A 14,823-nucleotide genomic window follows, 5' to 3' on the forward strand; every position below is an offset into this window, starting at 1 on the left:
TGGCCCTCCGGCGGCGGAGGCGGGCACCGGAGACGGGCGCGGTGGTCGGTGCCGTCCGCGTCGACAAGCGCACGAAGGATCTCGTGAAGCGGCTGCAGCCGGGCGAGATCGCGGTGATCGACCACGCGGACCTCGACCGGGTCGCCGCCGACGCGCTCGTCGACGCCGGCGCGGCCGCGGTCGTGAACGCGGCACCCTCGATCACGGGCCGGTACCCGAACGGCGGACCGATCCAGCTCGCGGAGGCGCACGTCCCGCTGATCGACGACGCCGGCAGCGAGCTGCTCGACGTGCTCGCCGAAGGTGACGTCGTACGCGTCGAGGACGGCGAGGTGTGGCGCGGCGACGAGCTCGTCGCGAAGGGCGACGTGATGACGCGCGACGAGATCGAGTCGCGCATGGACACCGCGCGCGCCGCGATCGGCATCGAGCTCGAGCGATTCGCGGTCAACACGCTCGACTACATCAAGCAGGAAGCCCGCCTGACCTTCGAGCCCGTCGAGCTGCCGCCACTCCGCACCGACTTCCGCGGCCGCCACGCGCTCGTCGTCGTGCGGGGCCACGACTACCGCAGCGACCTGCGCGCGCTGCACTCGTACATCCGCGAGTACCGGCCCGTCCTGATCGGCGTCGACGGCGGAGCCGACGCGTTGCTCGAGATCGGGTTGACGCCCGACGTGATCATCGGCGACTTCGACTCGGTCTCGGAGCGCGCGATCGCGACGGGCGCGGAGCTGGTCCACCACGTGCACCTCGACGGACGGGCACCCGGGCGCGACGCCCTCCTCGGCTGGGGCGTGCCGTACCACGAGTTCGTGATGGACGGCACGAGCGAGGACGTCGCGATGATCCTCGCCTACGAGGCGGGTGCGCGGCTCATCGTCGCGGTCGGTACGCACGCGACCATGGTGGAGTTCCTCGACAAGGGCCGGCGCGGGATGTCGTCGACGTTCCTGACCCGGCTCCGGCTCGGCCCGCTGCTGGTCGACGCGAAGGGCGTGAGCCGTCTCTACGAGGGGCGCATCCGCCGGCGCGACGTCGCGATGCTCGTCGGCGCCGCGCTGCTCGCGGTGATCGTCATGGTCGTGGTGTCGCCGTCGCTGCGTGTCTTCCTCGACGGGATCCGCTTCACGCTGCACGACCTGTGGACCTCGATCGTCCGCAAGTTCTGAAGTCGACACATCAGCGATGATCAACTTCCGCTTCCACCTCGCGTCCTTGATCGCCGTCTTCCTCGCGCTCGCAATCGGCATCGTGATGGGCTCGACGGTCATCAAGGAGGCGACGGTCGACGTGCTGCGATCCCAGATCCACCGCGTCGAGCGGACGTCCAACGCGCGCGAGCGCACGAACGACCAGCTCCGCGGCCAGATCGACAACCTCGACGACTACCTGCGCCAGTCCGCGCCCTACACGGTGCGCGGCACGCTCGCCGGTGTGACCGTCGCCGTCGTCGCGGTGCGCGGCGTCGACGGTGGCGCGACCAAGGCGACCGCGCAGCTCATCCAGCAGGCCGGCGGGTTCACGCCGGGCATCCTGTGGCTGGAGCCCACGTGGGCGCTCAAGAACGCGGCCGACGCGCGCAAGCTGGGCGCGTTGCTCGGCGAGCCCGACGCGCCCGCACGCCGCATCCGTGACGACGCGATCAACGCGCTCGCGCGCCGGTTGTCGGGATCGGAGTCACCCGCGCTGGCGTCCGTCACACCGCTCGCGCCGACGACGACGACCGTCGCGCCTGCGGGCGCCGGCGGGCCCGACCTCCTGAGCGAGCTGGTCGACGCCGGGTTCCTGTCGCTGGAGGACGTCGGCGGGCAGGCGGGCAAGACGTTCACGCTCGCCGATTTCCCTGGGACGACCGCGCGCGTGCTCCTCGTCACGGGCACGGACGGCTCGGTCGACACCACGACGCTCGTCGAACCGCTCGCGCGCGCGCTCGTCACGGCGAAGGTCCCGACCGCGGTCGCGTCCGTGTACCACGATCAGCAGGGCAAGCCGGGGCGCTCGTCCGTGCTGGCACCGATCCGCAGCGACGGCACGCTGTCGCGGCAGGTGTCGACGGTCGACGACCTCGACCTCGGCGCCGGGCAGGTCGCGTCGGTGCTCGCGCTGGGTGAGCTGGAGACCCGCATCGGTCACTACGGCTACGGCGACGGCTCGACCGCGATCCTGCCGCCCGCCCAAGGTTCGTGAGCGGGAGCGTGGCCCCGGGAGCGGCGAGCGTCGGCGAGCCGGGTACCCCGCGCGAGCAGCGAGCGCGACAAGCGGCGTCGCCCGGCGCCGACGGCGCCGAGAGCGGGACCGTGAGCGACACGCCAGGGTCACGGACCCGTGCCGTGTCACGTGCCGCGACGGGAATGGGCGTCGCGACCGCCGCGTCGCGCGCGTTGGGCTTCGTGCGCGTGCTCGTCGTCGCGGCGGTGCTCGGCACCACGTACCTGGGGAACACGTTCCAGGCGTCGAACTCGGTGTCGAACGTGCTGTTCGAGCTCATCGCCGCGGGCGCGCTCTCGGAGGTGCTCGTACCTACGTTCGTGACGCTGCTCGACGGCGGCGACCGTGAGGAGGCCGAGCGTCTCGCCGGCGGTGTGCTCGGACTCGCGCTCACGGTCCTCGGCGTGATCACGGTCGCCGGGATCCTCGCTGCGCCGTGGCTGGCGCGCCTGCTCAGCAGCGGCGCCTCGGCCGACGTCGCGGACGCGCAGCGCGCGTTGTCGGCGTTCCTGCTGCGGTTCTTCGTGCCGCAGGTGCTCCTCTACGCATGGGGTGCGATCGCGATCGCGGTCCTGTACGCGAAGCGGCACTTCGTCGTCACCGCGCTCGCGCCGATCGGCAACACCGTCGTGATGGTCGCATGCCTCCTCGCGTTCCACGCGGTGCACGGTGGGGAGACGGGCCTGGAGCTGTCGACGACCCCGAAGCTCCTGCTCGCGGCGGCCGGGACCCTCGGCGTCGCCGCGTTCGTCGCGATCCCGATCGTCGCGACCTGGCGCAGCGGGTTCCGGTTGCGGCCACGGTGGGCGCTCGGCGACCACGCGGTCACCCGGCTCCTGCGCCTGTCGGGTTGGACGGTCCTGCAGAACGCGGGGGAGGGCGTGCTGCTCGGTGCGGCGATCGTGCTCGGGAACACCGTCGCGGGTGGCGTCGTGGCGTACCAGGTCGCGTTCGTCTTCTTCCTCGCGCCGTACGCCGTGCTCGCGCAGCCGATCCACACCGCGGTGCTCCCTGAGCTCGCGAACGACGTGGGCCGCGACGACGAGCAGTTCAACGCGACCGTTCGCTGGGGGCTGGACACGATCGCGCTGCTCGTCGTGCCGTGCGCCGCCGCGCTCGTCGCGTTGTCGGTGCCGATCATGCGCGTCCTCGCGTTCGGCCACGCCGCCGGGGCTGGTGGGATCGCGCTGCTCGCTGCCGCGCTCGCGTCGCTCGCGCTCGGTCTGTACGCGTACGGTGCGTTCTTCCTGTTGACGAACTCGTTCTACGCGCTGGGCGACAGCCGAACGCCCGCGCTCGTCGGGATCGCGAGCGCGGTGATCGGCGTCGTCGTGATGGCCGTCCTCGTGCCGTTCACGCACGGCGCGGCGCGCGTCGCCGCCCTGGGCTTCGGCCACACCGCCGCGTACGCGATCGCGGCGGTGACGCTCGCCGTCATGCTGAGCCGGCGCACGGGGCGCGTCGTCGTCCCGCGCGCGCTCCCGGGAATCACCGCGGTCGCGGGCACGCTCGCGCTCGGTGCATGGGCAGTCGTGCGGGTCGTGTCGCCGGCGGGCCGCCTCGCGACGGCGGGCCTGCTGGTCGGCGTCCTCGTGGTGTGCGGCGTCGCGTACGCCGCGGTGACGCGTGCGATGGGATGGTGGGGCCGGCCCGCAGTCCCCGAGGCGGCCGCACCGTGATCCCGGGCACGGGTCTTCGGCGCGCGCTCGTCGCCGCTGCTGCGCTCGTCGCGGTCGCGGCGGTCGTCCTCGCGGACACACCCGCGCTCGCCGTCGCCGCGCCCGCCACCGCGAGTCGACCGCGGCGCGTCCTCATCCTCTCGGTCCCCGCGCTGACATGGGCCGACCTCCGCGCGCACCCGATGCCGAACCTCGAGCGCCTGCTCGCGACGTCCGCGGTCGGCGACCTCACGACGCGCGGGATCCGCCGCAGCACGAACCTCGGCGACGGCTACACGACGCTCGGCGCCGGGACCCGGACGGAAGGCGTCGCGACGGTGGACGGTCTCGCCTTCGGGGTCGGCGAGCCGTACGGGACGCAGACCGCGGGCCAGGTCTACCGGTCGCGCACGGGCCGCGACCCGGGGCACGGGCTCGTCGACGTGGGCATCGCGGCCGTCGTCCGCCACAACGCGTCGCTGCTGTACGACGCGCAGATCGGCGCGATGGGCGACGCGCTCGACCGCGCTGGCTTCTCGCGTGCCGTCGTCGCGAACGCGGACGGCGGCGAGCCCGACGGCGGTCTCACGTCGCTCCGGCGCACCGCGGTGCGCGCGCTGATGGGCCACGACGGCCGCGTGCCGGAAGGGCGTGTCGATGCGGGGTTGCTCCAACCCGACCCGGCCGCGCCGTTCGGTGTCCGCCTCGACCAGCGCGCGGTCACGGACGCGTTCGACGCGGTCTGGCGCGACAGGGCGGCCGTGCTGGTCGAGGCGTCCGATCTCGCGCGCGCCGACCTCTACGGCCAGTACGCGACGAGCGCGCAACGAACCCGGCTGTTCGACGCCGCGATGGACGAGACCGACGCGCTCGTCGGCGCGCTCCTGTCGCGCGTCGACCTGTCACGCGATGCCGTCGTCGTCGTCGGTCCGTCGACGCCGCAGGCCGGTGCAGCGCTGACGGTCACCGCGCTCCACGCGCCGGGCGTACAGGCGGGCTACGTCCGCTCCGCGACCACGCGGCGCGACGGGTTCGTGCAGCTCGTCGACGTCGCACCGACGATCCTCTCGCAGCTCGGTGTCGCGCGGCCCGACTCGATCGAGGGCCGCCCCTACGAGGCGGTCCGGAGCGGCTCGTCGCTCGCGTCGCGGGCAAGGTTCCTCGCCGACGCGAACCACGCGGCCAACTTCCGCGACCGACAGACGCCGCTCGTGTCGAAGGTGTACGTCCTCGTGACCGTCTCGGTCGTCGCGCTCGCGATGGTGGTGCTGTGGATACCCGGTCGCCGGCGCTGGCTGCGCGTGCTCGAGTGGACCGCGCTGGCGCTGCTCGCCTTCCTTCCAGTCACCTTCCTCGCCGGCGCGCTGTCGTTCGACCGCTACGGGATCGCGCCGTACTGGCTGTTCCTCGTCGGCGCGTCGATCGTGATCGGCGGCGCGTGTGCGCTTCTCCGACGACGTCCGCTGGACCCGTTGCTCGCGGGTCTCGGGTTCGTCGTCGCGTTGCTGAGCGTCGACATCCTCACGGGCGGTCGGTTGCAGTTCAACACCGCGCTCGGCTACTCGCCGACGGTCGCCGGCCGGTTCCAGGGGATGGGCAACCTCGCATACGCGTTGTACGCGGCCGCCGGCTTCCTGCTCGCCGGGCTCGTCGCGCACACCGTGACGCGTGCGCGGTGGGGGACGCGTCGGCGAGGCGTGGTCGCCGCCGCGCTGGTGCTCGCGCTGCTGGTCGTCGTCGACGGGTTCCCGATGTTCGGGGCGGACGTCGGCGGCGTGCTGTCGATCCTCCCCGCCGCGGGCGTGCTCGTCATGCTGCTGCTCGGCTTCCGCGTGCGTTGGCGCGCCGCGCTCGCGTGGTTCGGCGCCGGCGTCGCCGCGGTCGTCGCGCTCGGGCTGCTCGACCTCGCACGACCGGCGGACCAGCGCACGCACCTCGGCCGGCTGTTCGAGAAGATCGGCAATGGCGACTTCTCCGGCTTCACGACCGTCATCGAGCGGAAGCTGCACGAGAACCTCGGTGTGCTCACGACCTCCATCTGGACGCTGATGCTGCCCGCGGTGCTGGTCTTCATCGCGTTTCTCGCGTACCGCGCGCCGGGCCGTCTCGGAATGATGGAGCAGCGGATCCCCGAGCTGCGCGCGACGCTCACCGGGCTCCTCGTCCTCGGCGTGCTCGGGTTCGCGCTGAACGACTCCGGCATCTCGATCCCGGGCGTGATGCTCGGCGTGCTCAACGCGGTGCTGCTGTACCTCGCCACACGCGAGCCCGTCGACGAGGCACCTCCGGAGCTGCCGGCGTGGGCCCGCACCCCGGAACCGGTTCCCGTCCGTTCCGAGGTGTCATAGTGCGGACGAAGCCGGGCCGTGCGCGGATGCGCGGGACGGCCCGGCCCGAGGGAGCCGTGTCATAGTGCGGACGAAGCCGGGCCGTGCGTGGATGCGCGGGACGGGCCGGCCCGAGGGAGCCGTGTCATAGTTCGCGGCGCGTGAGAGCCGGGGCGGCGAGACCGTGAAGATCGTGCTCGCGATCGCGGTGGGGTTCCTCGCCGCGCGCTATCTCGTCGTCGCGGGACACGACATGCTGCGCGCGCCGGTGCTGCTGCGCGAGAACTACCGCAAGGTCCTCGTGCCGACCGCGGGCGGACTGGTCGTCGTCGCCGCGGTGCTCGTCGTCGAGGCGGGCCGCTCCGTGCTCGGCGCGTTCCACCTCGGCGACCCGCCCGGCCGCAACGAGGCCCGCCTGCTGATCCTGTTCGCGTGCTTCGGGTTCGGGTTGCTCGGCTTCGCCGACGACCTGCTCGGCGACGCGTCGGCACGCGGGTTCGCCGGCCATCTCGGCGCGCTCGTGCGCGGGCGGTTGACGACGGGCGCGCTGAAGGTCATCGGTGGCGCCGCGATCGCGCTCGTGCTCGCGGCGACGCCCGGGTTCGTGTCGGGGAAGCGGTTGATCGCCGACGCCGTGCTGATCGCGCTCGCGGCGAACCTGGCGAACCTCCTCGACCGCGCGCCGGGCCGCACGATCAAGTGGGCCTTCGTCGCGTACGTGCCGCTCGCGATCGTCGCCGGCGGCGGCGAGGTCGCGATCGCGCTCGCGCCGGTGATGGGTGCCGCGCTCGGCGTGCTCGGCGACGACCTGCGCGAGCGGATCATGCTCGGCGACACGGGTGCCAACGTCATCGGCGGCGCGCTCGGGTTGGCGGTCGTCCTCGACATCGGGCGGGGCTCGCGCAACGTGATCCTCGTCGTGTTGGTCGTGCTGAACGTCGTCGCGGAGCTCGTGTCGTTCAGCCGCGTGATCGACGCCGTCCCGCCGTTGCGTGCCTTCGACCGACTCGGCCGCCGCCGAGTCAGCGCGGGCACGGTCGCGTCCACAGCGACCGATGGTGCGGGAACGTCAACTGCTGCTGATAGCCCGCGCGCTGCAGGCGCGACGGAAGGTCACTGAAGCGCCCGAAGCGGCTCGACCAGATCACCACGGCGCAGACGGCCGGCCGGCGCGCGGCCGCGGCGACGGTCGCGCCGGTGATATGGATGCCGGGTCGCGTCGACTCGATCCGCAGGACCGACGTGTCGACGAAGTCGGGTGGCGTCCGGTGGCCGGACCGCCACACGAAGCCGGGGTCGTCGCTGATCGCCTGCGCGCGCGGCGGGAGCGCGCGCAGCGCGTGCTCGAGCACCGCGTCGCTGCCGCGGTACGGCGCGGGCGCGAGGACGTCGTGGACGTGCACGACGTGGTACGGCACGAGCACCAGCGCGGCAGCGGCCAGCGCGACCCACGGCGGACGGTACGCGCCGACGAGCAGCGCGAGCGCGGGCACGAGGTGCGCGAGGTGGTTGCGCCACATGGGGCTCTCGAGGACGAGCACGACGAACGCGAGCAGTGCCCACACCGCGACGGCGACGCGCGGGTTCCCGATCACCCGCCACACCTGTCCGGGCTCGCCGCCGCCTCCCGCGTTGGGACGGTTTGTCGGCGTATGCGCGACAAAGCGTCCCAACGCGCTCGTGCCGTCACGTCGGCGACGCGATCGCGACCGGACCGCGGCGAACGCGGTGAAGGCGACGGCGAGGACGAGCGCGCCGAAGATCGGGGCGTCGCGGTCACCGAGCGTGCTGAACGTCTTGACCGTGTTCGCCCACGGCGTCTGGTGCGTCGCCTGGTCGGTGTGGTAGCCGACCGACTGCTCGATCACGTTGTGCACACCCCATGGCACCGTGACGGCGACGACCACGACGACCGCGGCCGCGCCCGCCACCGCGACGTCGACGAGCCGCCGTCGCGACACCAACAGCAGCGCAGCGGCGACGAGCGCGGGCACGACGAGCAGGCTCTTCACCGCGAACGCAGCGCCCGCGCACGCGCCGATCGCCACCGCGCTGCCCGTCGACGAGCGGCGGGCGTAGCGGCACGCGAGCAGGACCGTGAAGCACGACAGCGCGACGCCCGGACCGTCGGACGTCAACGGGCCCGTCGTCCACAGCACCGATCCGCTGCACGCGACCAGCCCCGCCGCGAGCAGCGCGCCACCGCGTGACGTGAGCTCGCGTCCGATCGCGTACACCGCGAGCGTCACGCCGACGCCGGACACGAGCGCGAGCAACCGCGGCGCGTCGAGCGTCCGCCCGCCGAGCAGGTCGAACACGAACACGAGGGGCAGGAACAGCGGCCCCTGGCTCGAGAACACCTCGCGGAAGGGAAGCGCGCCGTGACGCATCGCCACCGCCGACGCGCCGTAGACGCCGTCGTCGAACAGCAGATGACGCGACGCGAGCAGCGCCGGCACGCGCAGCAGCGCGGCGGCGAGCGCGAGCACGACGACGTCGACCACCCATGGCGCGCCCACGGACGACCGGGCACCGCCCGCCGCGTGGTCGCCGCGCGCGGCGCCCGTCTGCACGCGGAGCCGGTCGAGGGTCGCCACGCGTCTCCAGTTCCGTGATGGGAGGCGGCCGCACGCACGAGGTCGCAAGCCGGCGGCGCGCGGCATGGTACCGTCGGGATCCCGAGAGCTCGTCGCGCCAACACGTGACGGCCGCTCGGCGGGCCTCTCACCGAGACGTAGCTCTCGACGGTGACGTCGGGAGACGGACATGGCGGGGCGACCGCGAGCGGACGAGCGGAGGACTGGGGCGTGGCGAAGCACATCTTCGTGACCGGCGGGGTGGCGTCGAGCCTGGGCAAGGGTTTGACGGCGTCGTCGCTGGGCCGGTTGCTGAAGAGCCGGGGACTGCGGGTGACGATGCAGAAGCTCGACCCGTACATCAACGTCGACCCCGGGACGATGAACCCGTTCCAGCACGGCGAGGTCTTCGTCACCGACGACGGCGGCGAGACGGACCTCGACCTCGGGCACTACGAGCGCTTCGTCGACGTGCCGTTGCACCGCGACTCGAACGCGACGACGGGATCGATCTACCAGTCCGTGCTTGCCAAGGAGCGCCACGGCGCGTACCTCGGGCAGACCGTGCAGGTGATCCCGCACATCACCGACGAGATCAAGGACCGCATCTTCCGTCTCGCCACCGCGGAGGACGTCGACGTCGTGATCACCGAGGTCGGCGGCACGGTCGGCGACATCGAGATCCTGCCGTTCCTCGAGGCGATTCGGCAGTTCCGCAAGGACGTCGGCCGCGACAACGTCTTCTACATCCACGTGACGCTCGTGCCGTTCATCGGCCCGTCCGGTGAGCAGAAGACCAAGCCGACCCAGCACTCCGTCACCGAGCTGCGCAGCCGGGGCATCCAGCCGGACGCGATCGTGTGCCGTTCCGACCGCCCGATCCCGAGCCGGCTCAAGGAGAAGATCTCGCAGCTGTGCGACGTCCCCGAGGAGGGCATCGTCTCCGCGGTCGACGCCGACACGCTGTACGAGATCCCGCTCGTCCTGCACGAAGAGGGTCTCGACGACTACGTGTGCCGCGTGCTGCACCTCGAGGAGCGCGAGCCCGACCTGAGCGCGTGGCGCGAGCTCGTCGCGCGCGTCGAGCGCGCGACGGACGAGGTCCGCGTCGGGCTCGTCGGCAAGTACGTGAACCTCCCCGACGCGTACCTGTCGGTCGTCGAGGCGTTGCGCCACGGCGGGTACGCGTGCGGCGCGCGCGTCGTGATCGACTGGATCGCGTCCGACGACACCGAGGGCCTGCTCGCCGAGGGCCGCCTGCGCGATCTCGACGGCATCGTCGTGCCCGGCGGCTTCGGGGTCCGCGGCATCGAGGGCAAGGTCGCGGCCGCGGGGTTCGCGCGGCTCAACCAGATCCCGTACCTCGGGCTGTGCCTCGGCCTGCAGAGCGCGGTGATCGAGTTCGCGCGTGACATGTGCGGGCTCGACGGCGCGAACTCGAGCGAGTTCGACCCGCACACCCCGCACCCGGTCATCGACCTGATGGACGAGCAGCGCGAGATCGTCGACATGGGCGGCACGATGCGCCTCGGTGCGTACCCCGCGAAGCTCGAGCCGGGCACGATCGTGCAGCGCGCGTACGGCGCCGAGGTGGTCTACGAGCGTCACCGCCACCGCTACGAGGTGAACAACCGCTACCGCCGGCGGCTCGAGGAGTGCGGGCTGGTGACCTCGGGAACGTCGCCCGACGACCGGCTCGTCGAGTTCGTCGAGCTGCCCGAGGACGTGCACCCGTTCTTCGTGTCCACGCAGGCGCACCCCGAGTTCAAGAGCCGTCCCGACCGGCCGCACCCGCTCTTCGCCGCGTTCGTCGCGGCCGCCAAGGCCCGGGCCGAGGGCCGCGTGCCGCGACTGCCGATCGACGACGTCGCCGCGGTCTCGTAACCCGGTGGCGCGCGCCCCGTCGGTCGCGGGCCGCGACGAGCTCCAGCGGTTGCTGGCCGAGCACGAGACGTGGCTCGCCGTCGAGCGCGGCCTCGCCGCGAACACGCTCGCCGCGTACCGGCGCGACCTCCGCCGGTACGCGCAGTTCCTGCGCCGGCGGGGCGTCCACGACCCGGGCGCGGTCGGCGAGGAGACCGTCCTCGCGTACGTGGCGTACCTGCGCGACGCTCGTGACGACGACGGCCGCGCGACGTTCGCGCCGTCGTCGATCGCGCGCGCGGTCGTCGCGGTCCGGTCCTTCCACCGCTTCTGCCTCGAGGAAGGGGAGACCCGCGCCGATCCGGCCGAGGACGTTGGCGCGCCGCGCGTCCCGCAGGGGATCCCGAAGGCCCTCACCGAGGACGAGGTCGACGCCCTGCTCGGCGCCATCACCGGTGACGAGCCGCGCGCGCTCCGGGACCGGGCGATCCTCGAGACGCTCTACGCGACCGGCATCCGCATCAGCGAGCTGTGCGGGCTCGACCTCGGCGACGTCGACCTCGAGGACGGGATGATGCGCGTGCTCGGCAAGGGGAGCAAGGAACGGGTCGTGCCCGTCGGGCGCAGCGCCCGTGCCGCACTGGACGAGTACCTCGTGCGCGGCCGGCCGGAGCTGGTGCGGGCACGGGTCCGCCGGAGCGACGTCGACGCGGTCGTGCTCAACGCCCGGGGCGGGCGGCTGACGCGCCAGGCGTGCTGGAAGATCGTGCGCGACGCGGGGGAGCGGGTCGGCCTCGGCGGCCGGCTGTCGCCGCACGTGCTCCGCCACTCGTGCGCGACCCACATGCTGGAGCACGGCGCCGACATCCGGGTGGTCCAGGAGCTGCTCGGCCACGCCAGCCTGTCGACGACCCAGGTGTACACGAAGGTGTCGCCCGAGCGGCTCCGTGCCGTCTACGACCAGGCCCACCCCCGGGCCCGGCTCGCCGCCCGCGAGCGCAGCGGTGCGACGAGACAACCCGAGTAACCTGACCCCATGGCGGACACCGCGCACGCGTCCCTGCGCGACCGGTTGACGGAGGAGCGCGAACGCCTGCGCGACCAGCTCCGCCAGATGGGCCGGGGCGACGCCGGCGACATGGACTTCGACGAGGGGTTCGCCGACTCCGGGCAGGTCACCGCGGAGCGGGGCGAGGTGGATGCCCTCGCGGGCCAGCTCCTCGAGACCCTGCGCGAGATCGACAACGCCCTGGCGAAGTTCGACGCCGGGACGTACGGCCGGTGCGAGTCGTGCGGCCAGCCAATCGCGGAAGCGCGGCTCGAGGCGATGCCCGCGGCGCGGCTCTGCATCGTGTGCGCGTCGAAGAAGCGCTGACGAGCAGCACCGCGTGTCCACCCAGGAGAAGGTGATCTTCTACGGGGGGCTCGTCGTCGCGATCATCCTCCACGAGATCAGCCACGGCGTCGTCGCACTGTTCTTCGGCGACGACACCGCGAAGCGGGCGCGCCGGCTGACGCTCAACCCCATCCCGCACATCGACCCGTTCGGCTCGATCATCCTCCCCGGCATGCTGCTGCTCGCGGGGCTGCTGCCGTTCGGCTGGGCGAAGCCCGTGCCGGTCGACCCGTCGAAGCTGCACCAGCCCCGCCGCGACATGCTGTTCGTCGGTCTTGCCGGGCCGACCACGAACCTCGCGCTCATGCTCGGAGCCGCGTACGGCGCGCGCGTGCTGCTCCACCGCTGGGTGACGACCCACACCGGCGTCCTCGCGCTCGACCACGCGCCGCTCGTCGCGCAGATCCTCTTCTGGTTCGCGTTCGGGAACCTGGTGCTCGGGATCTTCAACCTGCTGCCGATCCCCCCACTCGACGGGTCGTCGCTCATCGAGCGGGTCCTGCCGCGCCGTTGGCTCCCACGCTGGTACCAGTTCCGGCCGTACGGCCTGCTGATCCTCGTCCTGATCGTGTTCTCGACGCACGCGCTCGACGCGGTGCTCCGCCCGTTCGAGGACGCGCTGTTCCGCTACATCCAGGTGCGATGAGGACAGCGCACCTCGCCCGCCGGTTCTTCGGTTCGCTGCGTCCCGGCCCGCCGCGCGCCGCGGACGTCGCGTGGGTGCGCGACGTGCTCCCGCCCGGCGCGTTCGCGCTGTGGAACCGCATGCCCAACCCCGATCGCCGTCACTCCGTCGCGGTCGCGCGGCGTGTCGAGCGCGCGCTCGCCGGCACGCCCTACGCGGGTGACGGGCGTTGGCTCGCTGCCGCGCTGCTGCACGACGTCGGCAAGGTGGACAGCGGCCTGCGCACGTACGGCCGTGTCGTCGCGACGCTTGCCGCATCCGCCGCCGGCCGGGAGACCGCGGAGGCATGGACGACTCGCGGTGGCTTCACGCGGCGCGTCGGGCTGTACGTCCAGCACCCCCGTCTCGGCGCCGACATGATCCGCGTCGCGGGCGGTCCCGAGGAGGCCGCGCGCTGGGCCGCCGCGCACCACGACCCGAGCGCCTGGGACGCGACGGGCATCCCGCGCGAGGTCGTCGACGCGCTGCACGCCGCCGACGACGACTGACCGAGAGCGTCCATGCGTCGCTGAGTGTCGTCATGCGACGACGAACGACGCATGGACGCCGTGGGCTACGGGACGATCCGGTAGACGAGCGAGGCGTCGGCGACGGCGCGCCCGTCGGCGTCGCGCACCGTGATCTCGACGAACGACAGGTCGCGGCCGCGCTTCAGGCAGCGCGCCTCGCCGAGGAGGTCGCTCTGACGGGCCGCGCCGAGATAGTTCACCGTCATCGACACCGTCGCCGCGCGCACGCCGCGGTCGAAGTCGTGACCAGCCCACACCGCGGCCGCGCCCGTCGTGTCGATGAGCGACGCGATCGCGCCGCCGTGGTACACGACGCCGTCGTTCGAGAGCTCCTCGCGGAACGGCAGCCGCACCCTGACGCCGTCGGGCGACCACTCCTCGACGACGATGCCGAGCGAGCGGATGTAGGGCGTCGCCGTCATGATGTCGCGCATCGCGGCGCGACGGGCCTGCTGCTCCTCGTCGGTCAGCGGCACGACGGCGTCACCCGCGCGGCAACAGTCCGACCGCGCGACGCACGCGCGCGAGCACCGGTTCCGCGATCGCCTCCGCCTTCCCGGCACCCAGCGCGAGGAGACGGGTCACCTCGCCCGGGTCGCGCGCGAGCTCCTCGTAGCGCGCCTGCAACGGCTGCAGGTACTCGACCACGGCGTCGGCCACCGTGGTCTTGAGCTTGCCGTACCCGAGGCCGGCGAAGTCGTGCTCGGCCTGCTCGATGGTCGTGTCCGACACCGAGGCGAGGATCTCGAGCAGGTTCGAGACGCCCGGCTTCTCGTCGGGCGCGTACCGCACGTCGGTCCCGGAGTCGGTGACCGCCGACTTGATCTTCTTCGTGATCGTCTTGGGCGGGTCGAGCAGCAGCACCGTGCCCTGGGGCGACTCGGACGACTTCGACATCTTGGCCGTCGGGTTCTGGAGGTCCTTCACCCGCGCGCCGACGCTCGGATACGTCCCCGTGGGCACGACGAGCGTGTCGCCGAAGCGGTGGTTGAACCGGATCGCGAGGTCGCGGGCGAGCTCGAGGTGCTGGCGCTGGTCCTCGCCGACCGGGACCTCGTCGGTGTCGTAGGCGAGGATGTCGGCCGCCATGAGGACGGGGTAGTCGAACAGGCCCGCGCTCACGAAGTCCTGGGACTCGGCCTTCTCCTTGAACTGGGTCATCCGGCGTAGCTCGCCGAACGCGGCGACGCAGTTGAGCACCCAGGTCAGCTCGGTGTGGACCCGCACGTGGCTCTGCACGAACAGGATCGTCCGCTCCGGGTCGAGCCCGGCCGCCATGAGCAGCATCGCGGTGCGGCGGGTCCGCTCGGCCAGCTCAGAGGCGTCGTAGGCGATCGTCATCGCGTGGAGGTCGACCACGCAGTGGATGGCGTCGTGCTCGTCCTGCTCGGCCGCCCAGCGCCGGACGGCACCCAGGTAGTTGCCCAGGTGCATCTCGCCCGTCGGCTGGATCCCCGAGAACACGCGCGCCATGGGGAGGAAACCTACCGTCCGCCCGCGCCGGCACCGAAGGTGCCAGGAGCGGAGATGCCCGGAGCGAGCGAGCCGGGAGGCGAGCGGAAGCGGTGGCCCGAGCGGCCCGGCACCGAAGGTGCCAG

13 protein-coding genes are annotated in these 14,823 nt (G+C 72.7%); 10 read left to right on the forward strand and 3 right to left on the reverse strand.

From position 1 onward, the window contains the following. The first annotated feature begins 41 nt into the window (after positions 1-41). The 5 genes from steA to VFC33_11950 all read left to right on the forward strand — a co-directional run bounded on the left by steA (position 42) and on the right by VFC33_11950 (position 7,316). Entirely contained in the window at positions 42-1,172 is a 1,131-nt protein-coding gene (gene steA / locus VFC33_11930) for a putative cytokinetic ring protein SteA (GenBank protein HZR13944.1), read from the forward strand. A gap of 16 nt (positions 1,173-1,188) precedes the next feature. Further along, complete coding sequence (locus tag VFC33_11935) at positions 1,189-2,190, forward strand: copper transporter (GenBank protein ID HZR13945.1); 1,002 nt, start codon at positions 1,189-1,191, stop codon at positions 2,188-2,190. A gap of 143 nt (positions 2,191-2,333) precedes the next feature. Next, positions 2,334-3,890 carry a lipid II flippase MurJ gene (locus tag VFC33_11940; GenBank protein ID HZR13946.1) on the forward strand — a complete coding sequence of 519 codons (1,557 nt, stop codon included), beginning with the start codon at positions 2,334-2,336 and terminating at the stop codon, positions 3,888-3,890. After that, the gene (locus VFC33_11945) at positions 3,887-6,217 is read left to right on the forward strand and encodes a hypothetical protein (protein ID HZR13947.1); all 2,331 of its coding nucleotides are present in this window, start codon (positions 3,887-3,889) and stop codon (positions 6,215-6,217) included. The genes VFC33_11940 and VFC33_11945 overlap by 4 nt, the downstream gene beginning before the upstream one ends. A 163-nt stretch (positions 6,218-6,380) precedes the next feature. Continuing rightward, complete coding sequence (locus VFC33_11950) at positions 6,381-7,316, forward strand: hypothetical protein (GenBank protein HZR13948.1); 936 nt, start codon at positions 6,381-6,383, stop codon at positions 7,314-7,316. On the opposite strand, the gene VFC33_11955 is transcribed toward VFC33_11950, so the two are convergent. Beyond that, positions 7,219-8,793, reverse strand: a complete 1,575-nt coding sequence (locus tag VFC33_11955) for a glycosyltransferase family 39 protein (protein HZR13949.1) — start codon at positions 8,791-8,793, stop codon at positions 7,219-7,221. The genes VFC33_11950 and VFC33_11955 overlap by 98 nt on opposite strands. Positions 8,794-9,003: 210 nt before the next feature. Between VFC33_11955 and VFC33_11960 the strand changes: the two genes are divergently transcribed. Genes VFC33_11960 through VFC33_11980 form a run of 5 tightly spaced genes read left to right on the forward strand, consistent with a single transcriptional unit; the run spans position 9,004 to position 13,204 of the window. Next, positions 9,004-10,656 carry a CTP synthase gene (locus tag VFC33_11960; protein HZR13950.1) on the forward strand — a complete coding sequence of 551 codons (1,653 nt, stop codon included), beginning with the start codon at positions 9,004-9,006 and terminating at the stop codon, positions 10,654-10,656. 4 nt (positions 10,657-10,660) lie between these two features. Next, positions 10,661-11,662, forward strand: a complete 1,002-nt coding sequence (gene xerD, locus VFC33_11965; GenBank protein HZR13951.1) for a site-specific tyrosine recombinase XerD — start codon at positions 10,661-10,663, stop codon at positions 11,660-11,662. Positions 11,663-11,671: 9 nt separating this feature from the next. Further along, the gene (locus VFC33_11970) at positions 11,672-12,010 is read left to right on the forward strand and encodes a TraR/DksA C4-type zinc finger protein (protein ID HZR13952.1); all 339 of its coding nucleotides are present in this window, start codon (positions 11,672-11,674) and stop codon (positions 12,008-12,010) included. Between the two features lie 13 nt (positions 12,011-12,023). Further along, complete coding sequence (locus VFC33_11975) at positions 12,024-12,677, forward strand: site-2 protease family protein (GenBank protein HZR13953.1); 654 nt, start codon at positions 12,024-12,026, stop codon at positions 12,675-12,677. Continuing rightward, positions 12,674-13,204 carry an HD domain-containing protein gene (locus VFC33_11980; protein HZR13954.1) on the forward strand — a complete coding sequence of 177 codons (531 nt, stop codon included), beginning with the start codon at positions 12,674-12,676 and terminating at the stop codon, positions 13,202-13,204. Before VFC33_11975 ends, VFC33_11980 begins: the two co-directional genes overlap by 4 nt. A gap of 65 nt (positions 13,205-13,269) precedes the next feature. Here VFC33_11980 and VFC33_11985 read toward each other — a convergent pair whose 3' ends face one another. Both VFC33_11985 and trpS read right to left on the reverse strand, forming a co-directional pair. Beyond that, positions 13,270-13,701, reverse strand: coding sequence for a PaaI family thioesterase (locus VFC33_11985; protein ID HZR13955.1), 432 nt, complete (start codon positions 13,699-13,701; stop codon positions 13,270-13,272). A 7-nt stretch (positions 13,702-13,708) separates the two neighbouring features. Next, entirely contained in the window at positions 13,709-14,698 is a 990-nt protein-coding gene (gene trpS, locus VFC33_11990) for a tryptophan--tRNA ligase (protein ID HZR13956.1), read from the reverse strand. Between the last annotated feature and the right edge of the window lie 125 nt (positions 14,699-14,823).

This window comes from Acidimicrobiia bacterium (assembly GCA_035651955.1).
GTDB lineage: Bacteria > Actinomycetota > Acidimicrobiia > IMCC26256 > JAMXLJ01 > JAMXLJ01.